This is a genomic window from Paraburkholderia sp. Ac-20340, assembly GCF_017104965.1.
Lineage (GTDB): Bacteria > Pseudomonadota > Gammaproteobacteria > Burkholderiales > Burkholderiaceae > Paraburkholderia.
Window position 1 is genome coordinate 289,928 of the sequence record NZ_JAAGPR010000007.1, and the last position, 23,001, is coordinate 312,928.

The window sequence follows — 23,001 nt, forward strand, 5'->3', positions numbered from 1 at the left end:
TTTTTCTTTTCGGCGACGAAGTTTCCGATCGGCGTCGTTCTGGCGAATCGCCGTCAATCGTCGCAGTTCCCCACGTCGAACATCGCTTTCAGCGCGCAATGGGAAGTCAGCATGCGTGCACCGTCATGACCGACGCCCGGGACGACGTGGAAATGCTGATTCAGACCGTTCGGATGCCGCGACTGCATATAGCGGAAGAAGCTTTCTGCGCGCGCGAGGCGTTGCGGCCCTTGCGCCTGCGCGGCGCAGCTTTTGTCGAGCGAAGCCGATAAAGAATCGCGATCCGCCCCGCCCACCAGATAGAGAATGTGCCGCTGCGCGTAGCGCGTTTCCAGTTGCTCCGGCGTCTTTGAGCGCATGAACGCCGGACGCGCATTCATGCCGTATTTCCAGTCATCGAAACCCGGGCAGCGCGAAGCATCGACAGCGACCGGGCGCTGCGCGTTGAAATACGCGTACGACGAAGGACTCGCCACCACAAAGCGCACGTCGATGCCGGCCTGCGCGAGATCGTCCGGCACATCGGAGGCAATCGCATAGCGCTGCAGCACTTGCGCGCCGCCCGAATGCCCGGCGAACACAATCGTCTTGAGATGGGGGAAATGCTGTTTGTCCGCGAGGCGGCGCGCGATGGCGTCGAGTACCGCGTACGCGCCCACGGGCGCGCCGGTTTTCGCGTCGGCGCCGCCCATCCACGCGTTGGCGTGCCAGCTTAAAAGATCGCCCGGCGCGTGAAAGGCGCGCGTATCGTCAGTCGAAAGGAATTGCGGCGCGATCAGGATCGTACTGCCGGCATCGACGCCCGCTTTGTCGCGCGCCTGCTGCGCCGTGCGGAAATAATCGTTGGCGTTGCGCAACCGTCCATGCAGCACGATCACAGCGCGCACGACGTCGGGCTGCGGCACGTTCCAGTCGGCGCTTGAATCGAGCGCGAATTCGGCCTGACCTTGCGGCGTATCGATCGGCATGCGCGCACCGGCAAGCGCATCGACCGGACGTGAATCCGATGCATGCGCGCGGGCAGCATAAACAGAATCGCTAATCGAAACAGCAAGCGCGCAGGCCAGCGCTATTGCAGCGGCGGCGCGCAGAACAGTCGTACCCATCGTGTTTCCTGTTGGAAAAACACAGGATAAAACGTTCGAAAAGGAAACTCGCCGACTGCGGCAGTAGAAAAGCGGCCAGCATCGCGCGGGCCGCTCATTGAGAACGTGATATCGCCTGGCGAATCAGGAACCGAACATTCGGTTCACGGCATGTTCGAGGTGATCGCGCATGGCCTGCGAAGCGCGCGCGACATCGCGTGCCTGAATCGCTTCGAGCACTTCCAGATGCTCCTGCTGCACGATGCGCTGACGCTCGATCGACTTCACGAGCGACAGGTTGCGCGACAGATTCATGCTGAAAACCATCTGCTCCTGAATACCGGAAAGTGCGGTGATAAAGAACTGGTTCTTCGACGCGCGGGCGATCGCCATGTGAAAGGCGAAGTCGTCTTTCGCGCCAATGCCCGAGGTTTCGATAATCGTCTGGAGATTGTCCCACTCGCGGCGGATGGCCGAGAGATCGGCGTCATCGGCCTTCTGCGCGGCGAGCGCCGCGGCGCCCGCCTCCACCACCACGCGATATTCGTAGCAACGGCGAATGTCCGACAAGGTTTCGAGCGGCGCGAAGCGGCGCACGTCCGGGTCGGGACGGCGCATGACCGTTGTGCCCGAACCGTGGCGCGTGGCGATGATGCCGTCGGCGCGCAGTTGCGCGAGCGCTTCGCGCACGGTCGGCCGCGAGGTCGCGAAGCGTTCCGCGAGCATATGCTCGGTCGGCAGGCGTTCGCCTTCCTTGTATTCGCCTTCGATGATGCGGTTCAGGATGTCGCTGTAAATCCGCGCCGGCATATTCGGCGCTTTCTGCTCAGCCATGGTCAGGTGCTACGCGGTGAGTTGTCAGGTATGTCGTGGATTGTAAGTCATATGACGCAGTCACAGAGCGAAACGCCCCATCCGGCAAGGCTTCTGCGATATTTACAACAATGTCTTCGCCGCTCATCGCAAGGCGCTCACGGCGATGCGCAGCGTGGCCGTTTCGCTTTGTCCCGGCGCCAGCCAGCGCAAGCCCAGACCGTTGTGGATCGCGTCAGGCAAACCGAGCCACGGCTCGACGCAATAAAAATCGGCGTCGGGCGCGAGCGTCCACGAGGTGACCGCGTACCAGGGCAATGAATCCGGGCGCTTCAAGTCGATTTCGATGCTGCGGTTCAGCGTGGGGATATCGATACGTACAGGTGTTTCCGGCTCGCCTTCGATGCAGTGAAAGCGATCGACGATCTGCGGGTCGTCGAAGGCATAGCGCGTGGCGCCAGCTTGCGGCTCGGTCGTCGTGCCGTCGGCGAGTTGATGCCGGTAGACGTTGCGCGGCAGCGTGAGCGTCGCTTCGCCGCGCTGCGTGTGCGGCAACGCGAAGTAGAAATGATGGCCCGCGTAGTACGGCATGCGCGCGTCGGACGAATCTTTCGCATCGGAAACTTCTGCCGTATTCGTCGTGATCAGGCTGACTTCGAGCGTCGCTTCATCCACCAGCCGATACACCGCCTCGAAGCGGAAACGAAACGGATAGCCCGCCTGCGTCGCCGCGCTATCTTTGAGCGTCATGCGCACGCTCGCGCCGTCTTCATCGACTTGCGCAGCGAACGGCAGATCGCGCGCGAAGCCGTGCAAAGGCACTTCGCGCACGACGCCCTGCGCATCGCGCCAGAAGCCGATGCGCCCATCCACACGATGCCGCGCGATAAACGGAAACAGCAGCGGATTGCCGCCACGCACCAGCGCGGGCTGCGTCCAGTCGGCGGCATCGGGCCAATGGATGATGGACGCGCCGTGCAGATGCCACGACAGCAGACGCCCGCCCGCTTGCGGCGCGAGCAGCAGACGCGAACCGCCGCGCACGATTTCGATGACTTCCTGGTCCTGAAACTTCGGCATGTCGTATCGGAAATAGAGAAAACTTTTGTCGTGCGCCAGGCTGCTCGCGCCAACCTGGCTTTGTCTTTGTCTTTGTCTTTGTCTTTGTCTTTGTCTTTGTCTTTGTCTTTGTCTTTGTCTTTGTCTTTGTCTTTGTCTTTGTCTTTGTCTTTGTCTTTGTCTTTGTCTTTGTCTTTGTCTTTAACCGCGCGCCTTTTTCCACTCGGCGTAAGCGGCCAGCGTGGCTTCGTTGGGCGGATACGTGCCCGGCAATGCCGCACCGGCCTCGATGCGCTCGGTGATAAAGCATTCGAGCGATTCCTGCTCCACCGCCGCCTGCGCGACTTCCTCGACGAGATGGCGCGGAATCACGACCACGCCATCGGCGTCGCCCACGAGAATATCGCCCGGAAACACCGCCACGCCGCCGCAGCCGATCGGCACGTTCAGATCGACGGTGTGATGCTTGCAGAGATTGAGCGGTGCGGAAGCGCCCGCGCAATAGACCGGAATGCCGAGCGCGGCGATGGTCGCGCTGTCGCGCACCGGGCCGTCCGAAACCATGCCCGCGACGCCGCGCATCTTCAGACGCGTGGCGAGGATCGAGCCCATCGACGCCGCATCGGTCACGCCGCGGCAGTCCTGCACCAGCACCGCACCGGCGGGCACGGTTTCCACGCCCTTGCGCTGAGGATGCTCGGGATTCTGGAACGCGCTCAACTGGTCGAGATCCTCGCGCGCCGGGATGTTGCGCATCGTGAAGGCCGGGCCGACCAGATTGGGCGTGCCGGGCGCGGGCGACGCCAGCGGCTTCACGCCCTGGATAAAGACGTTGCGCAGACCGTGCTTGAAAAGCTGGGTGGTGAGCGTGGCCGTGGAGACGTGGCGCAGTTGTTCGAGCGCTTGTTCGCTCACGGGGATGGCGGGTGAATTCATCGTGTCTCGTCCGTTTTTGTGGCGCGCGAGGGTCGCGCAGGCTGGCCGCCAGGCATTGATGGAACCTCGTAGGCAGTTCGAGAAAACCATCGCCGGGCGCAATGCTCGCATTGTTGTAATACAACACGAAAATTGTCAACCAGCCCGATGGGTCTTGCTTCGGCACAGGTCATCGGACAACCCGCTCGAGCCTTGATTCGTCGGCTTGAATGCACTTGTCCAGCACCGCCTTCGACGATCCGCACGGCCTTTGATCACCCGCAGATTTGCGCCACGTCCCAGGGAAATCCCCATCCAAACATAATTTGCTTTACAACTTTGCGGCAAATAGAATGATGTCTTACATGACGAGCCCTATCCGGGCCCGTCACGGCCCACCAGAGAGAACCGAAAAAAGGCTGAACAACGGTGCGGGACCGCAGGGTTGCATGACAACACGGCGGCTACGCCACCAGCAGACACACGCTGACAACATTCATCGGGACGCACGAACGCAGGCGGCCACAACACGGGACCGGAACGGATACTTCCAGAGCATCCGCCGACGGTTCGACAGGAGACGAGCAGTGCAACGCAAGACTATCAAAGGGGTGCGGTGGTGGATCATCGGCCTCATCATGATCGGTACGGTCTTCAACTATCTCGCGCGTAGTTCGCTTTCCGTGGCCGCGCCCACGCTCACGCAGACGATGCACATGACCACGCAGCAGTATTCGTACGTGGTCACGGCCTTCCAGGCCTGCTATGCGCTCTCGCAGCCGATCGCCGGCTTCGTGCTCGATTCGGTGGGCGTGAAGATTGGTTTCGCGATCTTCGCGTTCGGCTGGGCCATCGCCAACATGCTGCACGGCCTGGCCAGCAGCTGGCCCGCGCTGGCGTTCTTCCGCGGCCTGCTCGGCATGAGCGAAGCGGCGATCTTCCCGGCCGGCATGAAGTCCATCAGCATGTGGTTCCCGGCCAAGGAGCGCTCGGTGGCCACGGGCTGGCTCAACACCGGTACGTCGATCGGCGCGATGATCGCTCCGCCGCTCGTGGTCTGGTGCATTCTCAAGTACAACTGGCAATTCGCCTTCGTCCTGACGGGCGGCGTGGCGCTGATCTGGGTCGCGCTCTGGCTCGTGTTCTTCAAGACGCCCGCCGAGCACCCGAAGCTCTCGAAGGAAGAAGCCGAGTACATCAGCGCCGGTCAGACCGACGCGCAGAAGGCCGGCATCGGCAAGCGCGCCTCGTTCAAGGAAGTGCTGAAGACGCGCCGCTTCTGGGGCATCGGCATCCCGCGCATGCTCGCGGAACCGGCATGGCAGACCTTCGGCGCGTGGATTCCGCTCTACATGGTCACCGTGCGTCACATGAACCTGAAGGAAATCGCGCTGTTCGCGTGGATGCCCTTCCTGGCCGCCGACCTCGGCTGCCTGATCGGCGGCTACCTGGCGCCGCTGTTCATCCGCTGGTTCGGCTGCTCGCTGATCACCTCGCGCAAGCTCGTCATCACGACCGGCGCGCTGCTGATGGTCGGCCCGGCCTGCGTGGGCCTCGTTGCCAGCCCGTATGCCGCCATCGCCCTCTTCTGCGTCGGCACCTTCGCGCACCAGACGATCTCCGGCGCCCTGTTCACGCTCGCTTCGGACGTATTCGGCCAGCATGAAGTGGCGACGGCCACGGGCCTGTCGGGCATGTTCGGTTATCTTGGCGCGACGGTGTTTTCGCTCATCGTCGGCGCACTGGCCACCACGATCGGCTATAACCCTCTGTTCGTGTGTCTGATGCTGTTCGACATCATCGGCGCCTGCGTCGCCTGGCGTCTGATCTCGAACCAGCAGCGCGACAATGTCGCCACGACCACGCTGCACGCGCAGAACGTGAAGGCCTGATCGATCGATCATCGGCCGGCACCCGCGAGGGTGCCGGCTTTTGGCGTTTTTATGTGAGGTAAAACCACTGTGAAGAAAGTTGCATTGTCCGGCGCGGCCGGCCAGCTTGGCACCGTCCTGCGCAAGGGTCTGCACGAGCGCGGCGTGAACCTGCGCTCCGCGGCCGGCACGAAGCCGCTCGAACCGCTATTCGACGGCGAAGACGTCATGCACGGCGACCTGCGCGATCCCGCAGTGGTCGATCGTCTGCTCGACGGCGTAGATGTGCTGATCCACATGGCGGGCACGAGCGTCGAGCGTCCCCTGCCCGAGATCATCGAGAACAATCTGCGCGGGCTGGTGGAAGTGTATGAAGGCGCGCGCCGGCATGGCACGAAGCGCATTCTGTTCGCGAGCTCGAATCACGCGATCGGGATGTATCCGGTCGAAGACAAGCTCGATCTCGACTGCGCGTTTCGTCCCGATGGTTTCTACGGGCTGTCGAAAGCGTGGGGCGAATCGCTGGCGCGGCTGTACTGGGACAAGCACGGCATCGAAACGGTGAATGTGCGCATCGGTAGCTGTTTGCCGAAGCCGACGGAGTTTCGCCATCTGAGCACGTGGTTCGGTCACGAGGACCTGTTCCATATGATCGATCGCGTGATCAATGTGGAATCGATTGGCTTTGCGGTGGTGTGGGGCGTGTCGAACAACACGCGCAGCTACTGGACGCAGGAAGGCGCCAGCGACGATGCGAAGCGTCTGGGCTACGAGCCGAAGCAGGACGCGGAAGACTGGGCGCAAGAGATTCTCGCGAAGGAAAATCCGCTCGATGCGACGGCGCAGCGTTATCAGGGCGGCAGTTTCGCGAGCTTTGATTTCACGCCGGTTGAGCAGCGTGGGAAGAAGGGTTGATCGCCTGAGATTGCTTGCTCGAAACGAAAAAGCGCCCACATGGGCGCTTTTTTACAGCACGCCCCAACCCATCACACCACACCCGACTTAATAATCATCTGCACCGCGGCCGCGAGCACGCACACCAGCACCACCACGCGAAACGCCAGCGGATGCAATTTATCGCGCAGCGGCCGGATCAAAAACATGCCGATGATCGCCGGCACACTCGCCAGCGCGGAGATACCCAGATCGGTGCCGTTCGCATGCGCGCCGCCGCTGAACGTGGTGATGAGCGTGAGTACCGACACCACCAGAATGATCGCGATCTGCTTGGTGAACACTCGCCCCGAAGCACCCGAAGCGATCAGATACATCGCCAGCAACGGCCCCGGCACCGAAGCGATGCTCTCCATCAACGCCGCGCCAAAACCCAGCAGAAAGCCCACCGGCTTCACATACGCAGGCGAGAGCGCGAGTTTAGGCGAAGCCAGCAGCAACGCAGCCGCCACGATCAACGCGAGCCCCGAAGCCGCCTGCGCATGATGCGGCTCCAGGTGGATCAGCAGCGAAACACCCACCACATTGCCAACTACCGTGCCGATCAAGGGCGCGGCAATCTGCCTGACCGTCTTCCAGAATTCCCCGCCTTCGAGCGCCTGCGGAATATTGCCGAGAATGATCGGCATCGATAGCAGCAGCACCGCCTGTTTGACCGGCAGGAAGTGCGTGAGGATCGGCATCGCCACGAGCGGCACGCCGATGCCCGTCACGCCTTTCACCATGCCGCCGAGCACGAGCGCAATGGCGATACCGCAAAGCTGCAGCGCGTCGAGCGACTGCATATGCGGGAGCAGAACGCCCCCGGAAAAGTGGAAATCGAACATCGTGGACGATGAGTGCGTGGATGAACGGCAACTCGCATCGGGATTTTTGCGATGCCGGGCCTGCATGATAGCTCAGGCCGCGACCGGTCCATCGTCCTCGACTTTATCGCCCGGATCGCCCGGACCGCGTCAAGCCTTCTTCACGAATTCCGTTTTCAGGCTCATTGCGCCGAAGCCGTCGATCTTGCAATCGATATCGTGGTCGCTGTCCACCAGGCGAATATTCTTGACCTTGGTGCCCATCTTGACCACGCCGCTCGAACCCTTGAGTTTCAGGTCCTTGATGACGGTGACGGTATCGCCGTCCTGAAGGATATTGCCGGCGGAATCGCGATACACCCGTGCGGCGGCATCGCCCGCTTCGGCGGCTTGTGCCGACCATTCATGCGCGCATTCCGGGCAGACGAAGGTGCTGCCATCTTCATACGTGAATTCGGAATGGCATTTCGGGCAGGGAGGCAGTGCGCTCATGTTGAATCCTTGGTCTGGCAAGTTCTACGAAAGCGCGAAAGTATACCGTGCCCGGTTCATCGCTTAATTTCCGGCGCGCGCTTCGTGTGCGATTCACATGCCGTTGCAGCCGCCGCTTACAAGTCAAATCCCCGATTCACCACACGCTCCCTTTCGCATCAGCCGATAAAAAAACGGCGGCGCCGCAATGGCGCCGCCGTCAAACCTGCCTCGGAGCGTGAAAATCCGGTGTAACGCTTAGAACCGGTGCACGATGCCGATCGCGCCCGCCACCTGGCTGCGCGACGAGGACGGCGCACTGTTCTGGCCGTCGCCGATATCGGCGGTCGCGTTGATGATGTTGCCCGCACCGTTCGTGCCGAGCGTCTGGCCGCCCGCGCGCTGATAAGCCTCGACGAAGTACAGCCCCGTGCGCTTGGACAGGCTGTAGTACTGCGAGAGGTTGAACTGCTGGTACGAAGCCGCGCTGCTGATGCCGTTGGCCTTGGTTGCGCGCGTGTAGCTATAGCCGGCTGCGAGATCGAGCGTCACGAACGGCTTGTAGTGCAGCACTACGCCGCCGGTGTTCCAGATCTGCGTGTCGAAGAACTTCGAACCCGAACCCGCCACGTATTGCACGTTCGAATAGGATGCCGAAATATCCCATTGCGAGTTGAATGCGTAGCCGCCGGTCACCGCAAGGCGCTGTTGCGTCTTCGCGGTTTGGTAGCCATTGGTCACGCCCGAAACGCCCGGCTCGCCGTTGCTGTATGCCGTCGAGCTCGTCCCCCAGGTGCCGCCGCCGCTCGTCGAGTTGCTCAGACGCTCGAAGCCTACCGCCAGCCCAACCGGACCGTGGATATAGTTGGCCGCCACGCTCCACGACTGGCCTGCGCCCGTGCTGCCCGCCACGCCGCCTAGCGCGTACATGCCGCTGACCGTGAAGCCGGCGATATTCGGCGAGGTATAGACGAGCGAATTGTTGATCCGGTAAATCGTATCCATCGAATCCAGATCGCCCGGGTGCGCGCCGTATGCGCCCGTGAGCCACGTGGTCGGGCTATACGGCGAGAGCAGCGTGTAGTACGGCGCGTACTGGCGGCCGGCGGTCAGCGTGCCGTAGTCCTTGTTCGCAACGCCAACAAACGCCGCGCGGCTGAACATCAGATTCGAAGTGGATTGCGCGCCGTTCGCCGAGTTATAGCCCTCTTCAAGCTGGAAGATCGCGCGCGTGCCGCCGCCCAGATCTTCGCCGCCCTTCAAGCCGAAACGCGAACCGGCCCACACGCCCTGCACCATCTTGACGGCGGAATGACCGCCCGAATTGCTGCCCAGCGATGCCGAGCTGCTTTGATAACCAATACCGGTATCGACGATACCGTACAGCGTGACGCTGCTCTGGGCGTGTGCGCCCAACGCCGCGAATCCAAGCGCGGATGCGATAAGGGTCTTCTTCATCTGTACTCCTGATGTAATCGTTGTGATGTATTGCTTTTTTAACTACGTTTGAATCTCATTGCGAGAGTGCTCCTCCTTGGCGGCACGGGGCGCCGCTTTACGCAACGCCCCGTGCCTTCAGGTGCCAACCCGATCCGCTTAGTGGATCTCGGGTTCGCCGCCCGCTTCGCTGCTACCGCCACAGCCGCCCGCGCCTTCACGTTGCATGAAGTCGAATTCGCAGCCGTTGTTCGCCTGCATCACGTGCATCTGATACATCGCGCCATAACCGCGCTTGAAGCGCGGCTCCGGCTCGACCCACGCGGCCTTGCGGCGCGCCATTTCTTCATCGGAGATCAGCACGTTCAGGCGGCGCTCCGGCACATTCAACTCGATCAGGTCGCCGTCCTGCACCAGCGCGAGCGGACCGCCGATAAACGATTCGGGCGCCACGTGCAGCACGCACGCGCCGTAGCTCGTGCCGCTCATACGCGCATCGGAAATGCGCAGCATGTCGCGCACGCCCTTTTGCAGGATCTTTTGCGGAATCGGCAACTGGCCCCACTCGGGCATGCCCGGCGCGCCGACCGGACCCGCGTGCTGCAGCACGATCACGCTGTTCTCGTCGCAATCCAGGTCTTCGCTGTCGATGCGCGCGGCCATGTCGTTGTAGTCCTTGAAGACCACCGCCTTGCCCGTGTGCACGTGCAGACGCTTTTCGGCCGCGCCCGGCTTGATGACCGCGCCGTCCGGCGCGAGATTGCCGCGCAGCACGGCCAGCCCCGTGTCCGGCATCAGCGGCTTGGCGCGACGATAGATCACTTCTTCGTTGTAGATCTCGGCATCGGCGATGTTTTCGCCCAGCGTCTTGCCGTTGACCGTCATCTGCGAACCGTCGATCAGATCGCCCAGTTCCTTGAGCATCGCGCGCAGACCGCCCGAATAATAGAAGTCCTCCATGAGGTACTTGCCGGTCGGGCGGATATTGGCGAGCACCGGCGTGCGGCGCGCGACATCGTCGTAGTGCGCGAGCGTCAGATCGACACCGGCGCGGCGCGCCACGGCGATCATGTGCACGATCGCATTGGTCGAGCCGGAGAGCGCGAGGCAGGTCGTGACCGCGTTATCGACGGCCTTGCGCGTGATGATGTCCGAAGGCTTGAGGTCTTCCCAGACCATTTCGACGATACGCATGCCGGTTTTCGCCGACATCTGCGCGTGACGCGAATCCGGCGCGGGAATCGAGGCGAAACCCGGCAGCGTGAAGCCGAGCGCTTCCGCGGCGCTCGTCATCGTCGATGCCGTGCCCATCGTCATGCAGTGGCCCGGCGAGCGGGCGATGCCGCCTTCCACGCCCTTCCAGTCTTCTTCGGTGATCTTGCCTGCGCGCAGGTCGGCCCAGTACTTCCAGGTATCCGAGCCCGAACCCAGCGTCACGCCGTTCCAGTTGCCGTTGAGCATCGGACCGGCGGGCAGGAAGATGGTCGGCAGATCCATCGAGATCGCGCCCATCAGCAGCGCGGGCGTGGTCTTGTCGCAGCCGCCCATCAGCACGACGCCATCGGCGGGATACGAGCGCAGCGTTTCTTCCGCTTCCATCGCGAGGAAGTTGCGATAGAGCATCGTGGTGGGCTTCTGGAACGGCTCGGAGAGCGTTTGCACCGGCAGTTCGACCGGGAAACCACCGGCCTGCCAGATGCCGCGCTTGACCTCTTCCACGCGCTGCTTGAAGTGCGTATGGCAGGGGTTGATCTCGCTCCACGTATTGAGGATCGCGATCACCGGCTTGCCCGCGTACTCCTCGCGGCTGTAGCCCATCTGCGCCGTGCGCGAGCGATGGCCGAACGATCGCAGGTCGTTCACGCCATACCAGCGGTGGCTGCGCAGTTCTTCGGGGGTCTTTCGCTTGTTGCTCATCTTGCCTTGCTCCAGTGTTTCCGCGGATGTGTCAATAAAACCGCCGGCGCGGGCCGACATCGCGCTAGCGCGATTCCTTCACACGCGACACGAGTTGGGTCGGGCTGACGAATTGCAGCGCGACCAGCACCCATGCAAGCGTGATAGCCATGTAGATCATCGCCATGGCGTCGATGGACTGCGGCGCGCGTACGCCCGTCGAGAACACTGCGTAATACAGCGCGACGACGAGGGTTTGCGTGTCGGGTCCGGCGGTAAAGAAAGTCAGTTCGAACATGCCAATCGTGCGCACCAGCACGAGCAGCCCGGCCGCCAGCATCCCCGGCACGAGGAGCGGCAGCAGTACATAACGGAAATAGCGCAGCGTGTTCGCGCCGAAAATACGCGCCGCCGATTCCAGATTCGGATCGATCTGCTCGATGAACGGCGTCATCACGAGAATCACGAAAGGCAGCGCGGGCACGAGGTTCGCGAGGATCACGCCGGTCAAGGTTCCCGCGAGACCGGTCTGGTACATCGCCGTGGCCATCGGAATCCCGTAGGTCACAGGCGGCACCATCAGCGGCAGCAGGAACACCAGCATGCAGATGCGCTTGCCCGGAAACTGCGCGCGTGCGAGCGCATAGGCGGCCGGCACGCCGAGCGCGATGGACAGCAGCACGACCGCGCCCACCACTTCGAACGTGACCCACAGCACGCTGCCCAGCTGGAAATCGCGCCATGCCTGTGCGTACCAGTGCAGCGTAAAACCCTGCGGCAGCGGCGTGCCGAACCAGCGCGTGGCGATGGAATTCACGCCCACCGTGGCGATCAGCAGCACCACGTTGAGCAGGAAGAACACCACGCCGCCCCAGACGAGCACTTTCCAGAGGATGTCCGGCACGCTGGCGCGCGGCTTCGTTTGCGGCGCACTGGCGCCGCCAGCGGCGCTGCCGCGCTGCTCATCCGGCATATTCGCGTGCAGGCCGGCTGCGTTGCGTTGATGTGCGGTCATCAGCCTTTCCCTCCGCTCACCGGGCCCGAATAGAAGAAGCGTTTCGCGCCGAGCATCGCCGCCACCACCAACAGTTGCACGAAGCCCATCGCAATCGCGATCGTCGAGGCGAGCGAGTAGTCATAGCTTTCGAACGCCGCTTCCGAAGCCGCGATCGAAATCACGCGCGTGGGACCGGCCGGCGCGCCAAGCAGCACCGCCGAAGGAAACACCGAATACGCCTGCACGAACGACAGACACGCGGCCATCGTCAGACCGGGCGCGAGCAGCGGCAGATAGATCAAACGGAACTGCTGCCACGGACCGGCGCCGAGCGTGGCGGCCGCGCGCGCAAGCGTCGGATCGATGCCCGTCACGTAGGACAGTGTCAGCAAAAACGCAAACGGAAAACCCGAGACGATCAGCGAAATCAGCACGCCCCAGTAGTTGTGCGTGAGACGAATCTCTTCGCTCGTGTACAGATGAACCGCGTGCAGCGCCTGCGGAAACCAGCCGTTCGGGCCGAAGTAGCTGAGCATGCCATCGGCGATCAGCACAGTGCCGAGCGTCACGGGAATCACGAGCAGCGTCGTCACCAGCTTCTGATACGGCGACTTGCGGCGCAGCGCGAACGCCACCGGCAGCGACAGCCCCACGTTGATGATGGTCGCGGGAATGGCCAGCTTGAGCGTGACGAACACGGTGGGCCACAACGCGAGATCGTGGAAGAACTGCACGTAGTTCGCGAGCATGCCGCCGCCGTTCATCGGCTTGAACGAGAGCACGAGGCCGTAGGCGAACGGATAGAGAAACAGCGCGATGATGAAGCCGAGCGCAGGCGCGACCAGCCAGCCGCGCGCGTCACGCGGCGCCTTGGTGAGCGACGTGACGAGCGTACTCATGCGGCACGCTCCGCATAGGCGAGTACGCGCGACGGCGCGACGCGCAGCGTGGCGCGCTCGCCCGCTTCGAATTCGCCTTCCACGCGCGCCCACAGCTTGCCGAACGGCGCATTGGCGAGCAGCAGCGAATCGCGGCCGCCGTATTCGACCATTTCGACTTCGACGTCGAAGGCGTTCGCATCGCCCGCATTGGCGCGCTCGAAATCTTCGGGGCGCATCGCCACGGAAATCTCGCCGCCGCGCACGTCGCCCATCGGCACGCCCGTGAGCGTGATACCCGATGCCGACAACGCGACATGTTCGCCACGCTCGCCGCTCACCGCGAACGGCACGACATTGCGATAACCCATGAAGCGCGCCACATGCAGATTCGACGGGCGGCTATAGACTTCCTTGGGCGTGGCGACCTGCTGCACGACGCCCTCTTTCATGACGACGATGCGATCGGCCATTGAGAGCGCCTCGTCCTGATCGTGCGTCACGTAGATGGTCGCGCGTTCGAGCTGACCGTGAATGCGGCGGATTTCCGCGCGCATTTCAATGCGCAGTTTCGTATCGAGATTCGAAAGCGGTTCGTCCATCAGCACGAGCGGCGGCTCGATCACGATCGCGCGCGCAATCGCCACGCGTTGCTGCTGGCCGCCCGAGAGCTGGCCCGGCAGCTTGCTTTCGTGGCCGACCAGTTGCACGAGTTGCAGCGCCTCGCGCGCGCGACGCTTCGTTTCCTCGCGCGAAACGCCCTGCATTTTCAAGCCGAAACCCACGTTCTCCAACACCGTCATGTGCGGGAACAACGCGTAATTCTGGAACACCATGCCGAAGCCGCGCTTCTCGGGCGGCAGCACGTCGATACGTTGTTCGTCGAGCCAGATGCTGCCGCTCGTGAGCGGTTGCAGGCCCGCAATGCAGTTGAGCGCCGTCGACTTGCCGCAACCCGAAGGGCCGAGCAGCGCAATGAATTCGCCACGGCGAATGTCGAGATCGAGACCGCGCAACGCGGCGAGCTGCACGCCCTCTGCGTTGGCGAAACTCCGACATACCGCGTCCAGACGCAGACGATCGAAAGAATGCTTCATGACACCTTCCTGACCCACGTGATCCACTTTTCAGAGCCAGGTTTCAGGCATTGCCCGAAACCTGGCTTCGCGCCCTTTACACCGATTATTGCGACTTCTGCGAGCCGACTTCGCGATCCCATTTCTGGAATGCCGCGACCATCGCCTGCGCCGAAAGCGGCTGGACGTGCGGATACTGCGTGAGCCACTTCGCGTATTCAGGACGGCCATATTTGGCGATCACGTCCTGGCTTTGCTTCGGCGCCATCGCGAGCGTCACGCCGTTCACGGCCGGGCCCGGATAGAAGTAGCCATCGTCGTAGGTCATCGCCTGTTGCTGCGGTTCGAGCATGAAGTTCATCAGCTTGAGCAGCACGGCGAGTTTTTCCTTCGACACGCCCTTGGGCACCACCATGAAGTGCGCATCGTTCACCCACGTCATGTTGTCGAAGGCCTGCACCTTGAACTCGGCCGGCACGATGCCGAGCGCGCGCGGGTTGATGTCCCAGCCCGTCACGGTCACCGTCATGTCGCGCGTGCCCTCGCCCAGTTCCTTCATCACCGCCGAGGTGCCGCCCGGGTAATACGGCACGCACGAATTCAGCTCTTTGAGGAAGGCCCAGGTCTTGTCCCAGCCGTTGATCGGGTCTTGCGGATTCTTGTCGCCGAGCAGATACGGCAGGCCCATCAGGAAGGTGCGGCCCGGACCCGAATTGGCCGGACGCGCATAGATCAGCTTGCCCGGATTGGCCTTGCAGTACGCGAGCAGTTCAGCGGGCGTATGCGGCGGCTTCGCGACTTTCGCAGGGTTGTATTCGACCAGCGGACCCGCAGGCATATACGACACTTCCAGGCCGTAGCCCTGCGCGAGTTCCTGCATCTTGCGCGGACCCGGCGCGTACTTGTCGAGCACGCCCGGCAGCGCCGCCGTTTGATCCGGCAGCAGCTTCATCCACAGGTTTTGTTCGATGCCCGCGGCAAGCGCGTCGGTGCCCGTGAGGACGAGATCGATATCGGCGCGGCCGGCGGCCTGCATCGCCTTGATCTTGCCAGGCAGTTGTGGCGCGGGCGCGTTGGTATAGGTGATATTGGAAACGAGATTCGGGTACTTCGCCTTGAACGCCTCGAAAGCTTTCTGCGTGAGTTGCAGATTGCCGGCCACGTCGACAATGTTCAGCGAAACAGGATCAGCCTTTGCCGCGTTCATGCCGAACGCCGCTACGGCCGCCACACAAACGGCCAGCACCCTGGCCTTCAAGCGTCCATCGAACATCGCATCTCCTCACTCTGTTTATGGAATTTTTTCTTTGCGGCTGGGCTATTTCTTTGTTCTTGCCTCGCCGTTTTTAGCCGAGGTCGTGTCTGAGCGCCGCGGTCAAAGGATGCCGAACCACACATCAAGTTGTCAAGCAACGTATCTGCCGATGTAAGAACTTTTTAAGCCTGATCTGAAAGCTTCATCGGCAGCCTTGCGAGGAAGGCGCTTGCAGCGGTTCTGCAAGCGCCTTCGCGCGAGGTTTTAGCGCTTATTTACGCACCAGCTCGCCGTCGCGCAGACGCCACAGCGCGAGCGGGTTCTCGTCCTGCAATGCCACCGGCAGCAGTTCCGCCGGCAGATCCTGATAGCAGACCGGACGCAGGAAACGCTCGATCGCCATCGCGCCCACCGAGGTCGTGCGCGCATCGGAGGTGGCCGGGAACGGACCGCCGTGCACCATCGCGTACGACACTTCGACGCCGGTCGGGAAACCGTTCGCCAGAATGCGGCCGGCCTTGCGCTCCAGCACCGGCAGCAGACGCGCGGCCATGGCGTAGTCGTCGCGATCGATCTGCAGCGTGGCCGTGAGCTGGCCTTCGAGATGCTCGGCCACGCGCACGAGTTCGGCTTCGTCGCGGCACGCCACGACGATCGACGTCGGCCCGAAAATCTCGTCCGACAACGCGTGCTGCGCGAGGAACGATTCCGCGCTGGTCTTGAACAGCAGCGGCAGCGCGGCGCACTGCGCGTCCGTCTGCGTGCCTTCGGCCAGTTGCTCGACGCCTTGCGCGGTCTTGCGCGCCGCCACCGCTTCGCCATATGCCGAGGCGATGCCCGCCGTCAGCATGGTTTGCGAAGGCTTGCCCGTGAGCGCCGCGCTCGCGGTCTGCACGAAGCGGTCGAGTTCCGGCGAATCGATCGCCAGCACCAGGCCCGGATTGGTACAGAACTGGCCGACGCCCATCGTGAGCGAATCGACGAAACCCTGCGCCAGCGCCTCGCCGCGTGCAGCCAGTGCGGCCGGCAGCACGAACATCGGGTTGATGCTGCTCATTTCGGCGTAGACGGGGATCGGTTCGGCGCGTTGCGACGCGATCTGCGCCAGCGCCAGACCGCCGCGACGCGAGCCCGTGAAGCCCACCGCCTTGATGGCCGGATGCGCGACCAGCGCTTCGCCGGTTTCGTTGCCGCCGCCGAAGATCAGCGAGAACACGCCTTCGGGCAGACCGACATCGGCGACGGCCTGCTGGATGGCGCGGCCGACGAGTTCCGACGTGCCCGGATGCGCAAGGTGCGCCTTCACGACGACCGGACAACCGGCAGCCAGCGCCGAAGCCGTATCGCCGCCCGCCACCGAGAACGCCAGCGGGAAGTTGCTCGCGCCGAACACGGCCACGGGGCCGAGGCCGATGCGTTGCGCACGCAGGTCCGAGCGCGGCAGCGGCTTGCGATCCGGCAGCGCCGAATCGAGCACCGCGCCGCACCAGCGGCCATCGCGCACCAGCGACGCGAACAGGCGCAACTGGCCGACCGTGCGGCCGCGCTCGCCTTCGAGGCGCGCCTTGGGCAGCGCCGATTCCAGCATCGCGCGCTCGATCAGTTCGTCGCCGATGCCGAGAATGCGTTCGGCGATCGTTTCGAGCAGCTTTGCGCGGGTTTCATGCGGCGCGGCGCGGAAGGCGTCGAACGCCTGCGCCGCGAGTTCGCAGGCGCGCGTGACTTCGGCCTTGCCGCCGAGCCCGAACGACGGCTCGATGTCCTTGCCGAGCGCGGGCGCGAAAGCGCGCATCTCGCCCGCCTGGCCGCGCACGGCCTGCGCGCCCAGCAGCATGTTTCCGGTGATAGACGACATGGTTGCTCCGTTCAGTTCAATCGGTTGCGAGGCGCTCAAGCGTGCGCCGCCGCCAGCGACTGCTCGAACGCCAGCAGTTCCTTCGCGGCCGCGCCGATGGCGGGCAGCGCTTCGGCCGGCGACTGCGACAGCAGCGGCAGGATCGGGCCCATGTCGGCGATACCGGAGAGCGTGACGGCGTCGTGCAGCACGCGGATCAGCGAGATATCGTCGCGCAGCGTTTCGAGCGGCATGAAGGCGTCATAAATGCGTTGCGCTTCGTCGGCGCGGCCTTCCTTCGCGGCCTTGAGCAGCGCCATGACGGCGTGCGAAGCGATACAGCCCGAACCCGTGGTCCATGCAGCCAGACCGAAGTCGCGCACGTGGACCAGTGCGGGACGCTCGCCCATGCCCGACACCACCTTCGAAGCCGGCACGCTTTGCAGCAGGCGGCGCAGATACGGATCGTTGGCCGGATCGGCGCGCACGATGGCGTATTTCACGGCGATCAGGGTGCCGCGGTCGATCAGGCGCACGAGCGTGTCCACATCGACGTAATCTTCGCTCTTGATATAGAGCGTGAGCGGAATGCCGGCGGCGTCGGCGATGCGCGTGAGACCGGCTTCGACGCCTGCGGGCGTGGTGAAACCGGCGAGCGGCAGCACCATGGCGGTCTGGTATTTCGTCTGCGCGAGGATGTGCGCCTGGTCGAGCATCTTGCCGTAGTCCGGGCCGATGGCCGGGATCACGCGCGTTTCCGGTGCGGTCTGCTCGGCGAGCATGTCCAGCAGTTCGCGGAATTCGCTGACGGCGACGTGGTAGAGGTTTGCGTTGCCGCCGTAGAGCAGCGTGCGGATACCGCCCGCTTCCATGTGACGGATGAGCTTGCCGTTAGCTTCAACGTCGAGCGAGAAATCGGGGCGGCGTGCCAGGGGGGGCACCGCCATCACGGTCGAAGCGAATTCGCTCTCGACGATCGGGGACACGTTCATGAGGCCTCGTGCTGGATGGGAGGGTTGTCGATGAACTGAACAGTAGCACCGGCCTCGCTTAGTTGTCAAACAACTTGGCGATTTGTTAGGGTTTGTTTGGAGGGCGGGTTCGGTGGCCTGCGCCACAAGGGATCTGAGCGATTCCCCTTTCTCATCAGACAAATACCGGCAGCGCAATGCCTTAGCAAATCCTCCCGGCTTCTGACAACCGGCCGCGCCGATTCTTCCCCTAAAAGCAACAAAAGCGGCAACGCGTCACTTGTCAGAAAACGTCCTTCGAGCTTCGCCGTTCGCTCAAGCCGAAGCGAGCTCATCGCCAGTAAGCATCTGATTCGCATAAAGAATCTGTGGCGCAAGCAGCACTATCCCACCGCCCCGCAGCCCTACCACATCCCCCGGTCCACCCCCACCCCTACAGCGACTGAAATTGATTGTTGTAAAATTCTTCGATAATAATGGAACCGGTTCCAATTACCATTGCCCCGCAATGCGGCCCAGGCTAAAAGCCGCTCCCCCGCAAACGGCACGGCCAGATCAGGCCGCGTCGAATTGATACAGAATCCAACCATGTCCGAATCTCCTCTCTCGTCACGCCGGGGCTTCCTGCGCACGGCGGTGGTGCTCGTTCCGGCAACCGGCGCGCTCGCGGCCTGCGAGGGCGGCTCGCAGCCGTCTGCGGGCGCCGCGCAAGGCGGCAGCCAGGCGAGCGCGAGCCAGTCCGCTCAAGCCGACTACAAACCCCGCTTCTTCGATGCCCGCGAATGGACCTTCCTGCGCGCGGCCGTCGACCGTCTGATTCCCGCCGATGCCGAAGGCCCGGGCGCCCTCGAAGCCGGCGTGCCCGAATTCATCGACCGTCAGATGGATACGCCCTACGCGCACGGCGCGCTCTGGTACATGCAGGGGCCATTCCAGCAAGGCGTGCCGGAACTCGGCTATCAGATGAAGCTGGTGCCGCGCGATCTGTATCGCCTCGGCATCGCGGCGGTGAACGCGTATTGCGGCAAGGCGTACGGCAAGGACTTCGACGCGCTCGACGCCAGCACGCGCGACGCCGTGCTCGGCGCGCTCGAAGCGGGCAAGGTCGAACTGGACGGCGTGCCGGCCAAGGTGTTCTTCGGCCAGTTGCTGCAGAACACGCGCGAAGGCTATTTCAGCGATCCGATCCACGGCGGCAACAAGAACATGGCCGCGTGGCAGATGATCGGTTTTCCCGGCGCGCGCGCCGACTTCATGGATTTTGTGAACCAGAACGGTAAGGCTTACCCGTACGGTCCAGTTTCGATCAACGGGGAGCGCACGTAATGGCGATCAAGAAACCTCATGTGGACGCGGTCGTCGTCGGCTTCGGCTGGACTGGCGCGATCATGTCGAAGGAACTCACGGAAGCGGGTCTGTCCGTGGTCGCGCTCGAACGCGGCGAGTATCGCGACACCTACCCGGATGGCGCGTACCCGAACACCATCGACGAGCTCACCTACAACATCCGCAAGAAGCTCTTCCTCGACCTCTCGAAGACCACCGTTTCGATCCGCCACAGCGCGGCCGATACGGCGCTGCCCTATCGTCAGCTCGCCGCGTTTCTGCCCGGCGAAGGCGTGGGCGGCGCGGGTCTGCACTGGTCGGGCGTGCACTTTCGCATCACGCCGGAAGAGCTGCGCCTGAAGAGTCATTACGAAGAGCGCTACGGCAAGAAGTTCATTCCCGAAGGCATGACGATCCAGGATTACGGCGTCAGCTACGACGAACTGGAGCCGCATTTCGACTTCGCGGAAAAGGTCTTCGGCACCTCGGGTCAGGCGTACAAGGTGGGCGACAAGGTCGTGGGCGACGGCAATGTGTTCGAAGCGCGCCGCAGCGACAATTTTCCGTTGCCCGCGCAACTGAATACGTATTCGGCGCAGCGCTTCTCCGATGCGGCGAAGTCGCTCGGCCTGCATCCGTATCGTCTGCCGTCGGCCAATACCTCGGGTCCGTACACGAACCCGTATGGCGTGCAGATGGGCCCGTGCAACTTCTGCGGCTATTGCAGCGGTTACGCGTGCTACATGTATTCGAAGGCCTCGCCGAACCTGAACATCCTGCCCGCGCTCAAGCAGGAAAAGCACTTCGAATTGCGCGCGAAATGCCACGTGCTGCGCGTCGAACTCGACGATACGAAGAAGCGCGCCACCGGCGTCACCTATGTCGATCCGTCGGGCCAGGAAGTGTTCCAGCCCGCCGATCTCGTGATCGTCTCGGCGTTCCAGTATCACAACGTTCACCTGCTGCTGCTTTCGGGCATCGGCAAGCCGTATGACCCGGTCTCGGGCGAAGGCGTCGTGGGCCGCAATTTCGCGTACCAGAATCTCTCGACCATCACCGCGTTCTTCGACAAGGACACGTACACGAATCCGTTCATCGGCGCGGGCGGCAACGGCGTGGCCGTGGACGACTTCAACGCCGATAACTTCGATCACGGTCCGCTCGGTTTCGTCGGCGGCTCGCCGCTGTGGGTGAACCAGGCGGGCGTGAAGCCGATCAGCGGCATCGCTACGCCCGCGGGCACGCCCAACTGGGGCTCGCAGTGGAAGAAGGCCGTCAAGGACCACTACGCGCATACCGTGTCGATGGACGCGCACGGTTCGAACATGTCGTATCGCGACGTGTTCCTCGACCTCGATCCGACCTATCGCGATTCGTATGGCCAGCCGCTCTTGCGCATGACCTTCGACTGGAAGGACAACGACATCAAGATGGCGCAGTACGTGACCGGCCAGATGAAGAAGATCGCCGAGGCGATGGGCCCGCAGTCCATCAACGTCTATACGCGCGAATTCGGCGCGCACTTCGATTCGCGCCGTTACCAGACCACCCACCTCGTGGGCGGCGCGGTGATGGGCACGGACCCGAAGACCAGCGTGCTCAATCGCTATCTGCAGAGCTGGGACGTGCATAACGTGTTCGTGCTGGGCGCATCGGCCTTTCCGCAGGGCATCGGCTACAACCCGACGGGTCTGGTTGCCGCACTCGCGTACTGGTCGGCGAAGGCCATCCGCAATCAGTATCTGAAGAACCCCGGCCCTCTGGTGAGCGTGTGACGAGCCGTATGAAGACGATCTTTTCCCCCACGCGCATCGTGCGTCGTGCCGCACGCCTGACGGTTGCGGCCGCAACGATCTCGGCGGCTGTGCTGGCTGCGCCGCTTTCGGCCAGCGCCGCCAATGCCCCCGCCGCCAGCACCCAAGCCGACGCCGCGCTCGTCGCGCACGGCGAATATCTCGCACGCGCCGGCGACTGTATCGCCTGCCACACCGCGAAAGGCGGCAAGCCCTTCGCGGGCGGCCTGAAATTCGACACGCCGATCGGCGCGATCTATTCGACCAACATCACGCCCGACGCCAATACCGGCATCGGCAAGTGGAGTTACGCGGATTTCGCCAAGGCGGTGCGCGAAGGCGTGCGCCCGACCGGCGACACGCTGTATCCGGCGATGCCCTACCCGTCGTACGCGCGCCTGTCCGATGACGACATGAAGGCGCTCTACGCGTACTTCACGCAGGGTGTCGCGCCGGTCGCGGCGCAAAACCGCGCGGTGGACATTCCCTGGCCGATGTCGATGCGCTGGCCGCTAGGCATCTGGCGCACGATGTTCGCGCCGAAGGTGCAGGCCTTCGACGGTTCGCATTACAACGATGCAATCGTGTCGCGCGGCGCCTATCTCGTGCAGGGTCTTGGCCACTGCGGCGCGTGCCACACGCCGCGCGCGGCGACCATGCAGGAACGCGCGCTCACCGATCTCGAAGGCGACGATTTCCTCGCGGGCGGCGGCCCGATCGACGGCTGGGTGCCGTCGAATCTGCGTGGTAATCCGCGTACCGGCATCGGCACCTGGAGCGAAGACGATATCGTCCAGTTTCTGAAAACCGGCCGGAATCTGCATACCGCTGCGTTCGGCGGCATGACCGATGTGGTCCAGCACAGCATGCAGTACATGACCGATGCGGATCTGCTTGCGATGGCCCGCTATCTGAAGACGCTGCCGTCGAGCGACGCGAAGGAAACGCCCTACGCCTACGATGCCGCCGCCGGTCAGGCGCTGCAAAGCGGCGACGCCAGCGCGCGCGGCGCCGCGGTCTATCGCGACAACTGCATGGCCTGCCACCGCAGCAACGGACGCGGCTATACCCGCGTATTCCCGGAACTCGGCGGCAACCCCGTCGTGCAGGGCACGGACGCCACTTCGCTGATCCACGTGCTGCTCACGGGCGCCGCGCTGGAAGGCACGAAAGCCGCGCCTTCGACCTTCACGATGCCGCCGTTCGGCTGGCGACTCTCGGATCAGGAAGTCGCCGATGTCGCCACCTTCGTGCGCACGAGCTGGGGCAATACCGGCGCGCCGGTCAGCGCCGGTGACGTTGCCAAGGTGCGCAAGACGGTCAGCATCGTCACGACCGACACGCCTGCGGGCGCGTCGTTCAAGCGCTAGGGATGCAATCCAGGCCTTGAATTCAGGCCTTAAAGCGCGGAGGTTTTCGCGCGCGGCATCGCGCCGCGCGCGGAAAAATCACTAGCGCTTTCTGCGCGACTCCGTAAAATCCACGCCTTTTTTCCGCGCGCAGGCCGCGGGCCGTCTCGCATCCGCACGCGAGACGGTCTGTTCCTGCGCGCATAACAAGAGAC

The 23,001-nt window shown here is 63.3% G+C and carries 19 protein-coding genes; 5 read left to right on the forward strand and 14 right to left on the reverse strand.

From position 1 onward, the window contains the following. Positions 1 to 53: 53 nt before the first annotated feature. The 4 genes from G3N59_RS12425 to G3N59_RS12440 form a co-directional block, all read right to left on the reverse strand. Positions 54 to 1,106: an alpha/beta hydrolase gene (locus tag G3N59_RS12425; RefSeq protein WP_241023393.1), complete on the reverse strand. Its 1,053-nt coding sequence runs from the start codon at positions 1,104 to 1,106 to the stop codon at positions 54 to 56. Positions 1,107 to 1,229: 123 nt separating this feature from the next. Next, on the reverse strand, positions 1,230 to 1,919 hold the full coding sequence (locus G3N59_RS12430; protein WP_205982905.1) for a FadR/GntR family transcriptional regulator: 690 nt from the start codon (positions 1,917 to 1,919) through the stop codon (positions 1,230 to 1,232). A gap of 123 nt (positions 1,920 to 2,042) precedes the next feature. Continuing rightward, the gene (locus G3N59_RS12435; RefSeq protein ID WP_205982906.1) at positions 2,043 to 2,978 is read right to left on the reverse strand and encodes an aldose epimerase; all 936 of its coding nucleotides are present in this window, start codon (positions 2,976 to 2,978) and stop codon (positions 2,043 to 2,045) included. A gap of 180 nt (positions 2,979 to 3,158) precedes the next feature. Then, positions 3,159 to 3,893, reverse strand: coding sequence for a ribonuclease activity regulator RraA (locus tag G3N59_RS12440; RefSeq protein ID WP_205982907.1), 735 nt, complete (start codon positions 3,891 to 3,893; stop codon positions 3,159 to 3,161). 566 nt (positions 3,894 to 4,459) lie between these two features. Here G3N59_RS12440 and G3N59_RS12445 point away from each other — a divergent pair. Together G3N59_RS12445 and G3N59_RS12450 are read left to right on the forward strand one after the other, a co-directional pair. Then, positions 4,460 to 5,764 (forward strand): MFS transporter, encoded by a 1,305-nt coding sequence (locus tag G3N59_RS12445; RefSeq protein WP_321813494.1) that lies wholly within the window; start codon positions 4,460 to 4,462, stop codon positions 5,762 to 5,764. Between the two features lie 69 nt (positions 5,765 to 5,833). Then, positions 5,834 to 6,658 (forward strand): NAD(P)-dependent oxidoreductase, encoded by an 825-nt coding sequence (locus tag G3N59_RS12450; RefSeq protein ID WP_205982908.1) that lies wholly within the window; start codon positions 5,834 to 5,836, stop codon positions 6,656 to 6,658. A 71-nt stretch (positions 6,659 to 6,729) separates the two neighbouring features. Here G3N59_RS12450 and G3N59_RS12455 read toward each other — a convergent pair whose 3' ends face one another. The 10 genes from G3N59_RS12455 to G3N59_RS12500 form a co-directional block, all read right to left on the reverse strand. After that, positions 6,730 to 7,524 (reverse strand): TSUP family transporter, encoded by a 795-nt coding sequence (locus G3N59_RS12455; protein ID WP_205982909.1) that lies wholly within the window; start codon positions 7,522 to 7,524, stop codon positions 6,730 to 6,732. Positions 7,525 to 7,653: 129 nt separating this feature from the next. Next, entirely contained in the window at positions 7,654 to 7,995 is a 342-nt protein-coding gene (locus tag G3N59_RS12460) for a zinc ribbon domain-containing protein YjdM (protein ID WP_205982910.1), read from the reverse strand. A 237-nt stretch (positions 7,996 to 8,232) separates the two neighbouring features. After that, entirely contained in the window at positions 8,233 to 9,432 is a 1,200-nt protein-coding gene (locus G3N59_RS12465) for a porin (RefSeq protein ID WP_205982911.1), read from the reverse strand. Between the two features lie 138 nt (positions 9,433 to 9,570). Beyond that, complete coding sequence (araD, locus tag G3N59_RS12470; protein ID WP_205982912.1) at positions 9,571 to 11,328, reverse strand: L-arabinonate dehydratase; 1,758 nt, start codon at positions 11,326 to 11,328, stop codon at positions 9,571 to 9,573. Positions 11,329 to 11,392: 64 nt separating this feature from the next. After that, positions 11,393 to 12,280 carry an ABC transporter permease gene (locus tag G3N59_RS12475; protein WP_205982968.1) on the reverse strand — a complete coding sequence of 296 codons (888 nt, stop codon included), beginning with the start codon at positions 12,278 to 12,280 and terminating at the stop codon, positions 11,393 to 11,395. A gap of 41 nt (positions 12,281 to 12,321) precedes the next feature. Beyond that, complete coding sequence (locus G3N59_RS12480; RefSeq protein WP_205982913.1) at positions 12,322 to 13,203, reverse strand: sugar ABC transporter permease; 882 nt, start codon at positions 13,201 to 13,203, stop codon at positions 12,322 to 12,324. Then, positions 13,200 to 14,279, reverse strand: a complete 1,080-nt coding sequence (locus G3N59_RS12485) for an ABC transporter ATP-binding protein (RefSeq protein ID WP_205982914.1) — start codon at positions 14,277 to 14,279, stop codon at positions 13,200 to 13,202. The genes G3N59_RS12480 and G3N59_RS12485 overlap by 4 nt, the downstream gene beginning before the upstream one ends. Positions 14,280 to 14,364: 85 nt before the next feature. Next, positions 14,365 to 15,465, reverse strand: coding sequence for an extracellular solute-binding protein (locus G3N59_RS12490; protein ID WP_241023412.1), 1,101 nt, complete (start codon positions 15,463 to 15,465; stop codon positions 14,365 to 14,367). Positions 15,466 to 15,784: 319 nt separating this feature from the next. Next, positions 15,785 to 17,368, reverse strand: a complete 1,584-nt coding sequence (locus G3N59_RS12495; RefSeq protein ID WP_205982916.1) for an aldehyde dehydrogenase (NADP(+)) — start codon at positions 17,366 to 17,368, stop codon at positions 15,785 to 15,787. 35 nt (positions 17,369 to 17,403) lie between these two features. After that, positions 17,404 to 18,339, reverse strand: coding sequence for a dihydrodipicolinate synthase family protein (locus tag G3N59_RS12500; RefSeq protein ID WP_205982917.1), 936 nt, complete (start codon positions 18,337 to 18,339; stop codon positions 17,404 to 17,406). 567 nt (positions 18,340 to 18,906) lie between these two features. Between G3N59_RS12500 and G3N59_RS12505 the strand changes: the two genes are divergently transcribed. From G3N59_RS12505 to G3N59_RS12515, 3 genes are read left to right on the forward strand one after another with little or no spacing between them, the layout of a single operon-like run. Next, the gene (locus tag G3N59_RS12505; protein WP_205982918.1) at positions 18,907 to 19,644 is read left to right on the forward strand and encodes a gluconate 2-dehydrogenase subunit 3 family protein; all 738 of its coding nucleotides are present in this window, start codon (positions 18,907 to 18,909) and stop codon (positions 19,642 to 19,644) included. Next, positions 19,644 to 21,419, forward strand: a complete 1,776-nt coding sequence (locus G3N59_RS12510) for a GMC family oxidoreductase (protein WP_205982919.1) — start codon at positions 19,644 to 19,646, stop codon at positions 21,417 to 21,419. The genes G3N59_RS12505 and G3N59_RS12510 overlap by 1 nt, the downstream gene beginning before the upstream one ends. An 8-nt stretch (positions 21,420 to 21,427) precedes the next feature. Then, positions 21,428 to 22,807, forward strand: a complete 1,380-nt coding sequence (locus G3N59_RS12515; RefSeq protein ID WP_205982920.1) for a cytochrome c — start codon at positions 21,428 to 21,430, stop codon at positions 22,805 to 22,807. Positions 22,808 to 23,001: the final 194 nt, after the last annotated feature.

Excerpts from the sequence above, each read along its gene's own strand:
- G3N59_RS12480 (WP_205982913.1), bottom strand. The coding sequence starts at position 13,203 with ATGAGTACGCTCGTCACGTCGCTCACCAAGGCGCCGCGTGACGCGCGC.
- G3N59_RS12425 (WP_241023393.1), bottom strand. The coding sequence starts at position 1,106 with ATGGGTACGACTGTTCTGCGCGCCGCCGCTGCAATAGCGCTGGCCTGC.
- G3N59_RS12455 (WP_205982909.1), bottom strand. The coding sequence starts at position 7,524 with ATGTTCGATTTCCACTTTTCCGGGGGCGTTCTGCTCCCGCATATGCAG.
- G3N59_RS12430 (WP_205982905.1), bottom strand. The coding sequence starts at position 1,919 with ATGGCTGAGCAGAAAGCGCCGAATATGCCGGCGCGGATTTACAGCGAC.
- G3N59_RS12435 (WP_205982906.1), bottom strand. The coding sequence starts at position 2,978 with ATGCCGAAGTTTCAGGACCAGGAAGTCATCGAAATCGTGCGCGGCGGT.
- araD (WP_205982912.1), bottom strand. The coding sequence starts at position 11,328 with ATGAGCAACAAGCGAAAGACCCCCGAAGAACTGCGCAGCCACCGCTGG.
- G3N59_RS12460 (WP_205982910.1), bottom strand. The coding sequence starts at position 7,995 with ATGAGCGCACTGCCTCCCTGCCCGAAATGCCATTCCGAATTCACGTAT.
- G3N59_RS12510 (WP_205982919.1), top strand. The coding sequence starts at position 19,644 with ATGGCGATCAAGAAACCTCATGTGGACGCGGTCGTCGTCGGCTTCGGC.
- G3N59_RS12495 (WP_205982916.1), bottom strand. The coding sequence starts at position 17,368 with ATGTCGTCTATCACCGGAAACATGCTGCTGGGCGCGCAGGCCGTGCGC.
- G3N59_RS12485 (WP_205982914.1), bottom strand. The coding sequence starts at position 14,279 with ATGAAGCATTCTTTCGATCGTCTGCGTCTGGACGCGGTATGTCGGAGT.
- G3N59_RS12440 (WP_205982907.1), bottom strand. The coding sequence starts at position 3,893 with ATGAATTCACCCGCCATCCCCGTGAGCGAACAAGCGCTCGAACAACTG.
- G3N59_RS12475 (WP_205982968.1), bottom strand. The coding sequence starts at position 12,280 with ATGCCGGATGAGCAGCGCGGCAGCGCCGCTGGCGGCGCCAGTGCGCCG.
- G3N59_RS12505 (WP_205982918.1), top strand. The coding sequence starts at position 18,907 with ATGTCCGAATCTCCTCTCTCGTCACGCCGGGGCTTCCTGCGCACGGCG.
- G3N59_RS12490 (WP_241023412.1), bottom strand. The coding sequence starts at position 15,465 with ATGAACGCGGCAAAGGCTGATCCTGTTTCGCTGAACATTGTCGACGTG.
- G3N59_RS12515 (WP_205982920.1), top strand. The coding sequence starts at position 21,428 with ATGAAGACGATCTTTTCCCCCACGCGCATCGTGCGTCGTGCCGCACGC.
- G3N59_RS12465 (WP_205982911.1), bottom strand. The coding sequence starts at position 9,432 with ATGAAGAAGACCCTTATCGCATCCGCGCTTGGATTCGCGGCGTTGGGC.
- G3N59_RS12500 (WP_205982917.1), bottom strand. The coding sequence starts at position 18,339 with ATGAACGTGTCCCCGATCGTCGAGAGCGAATTCGCTTCGACCGTGATG.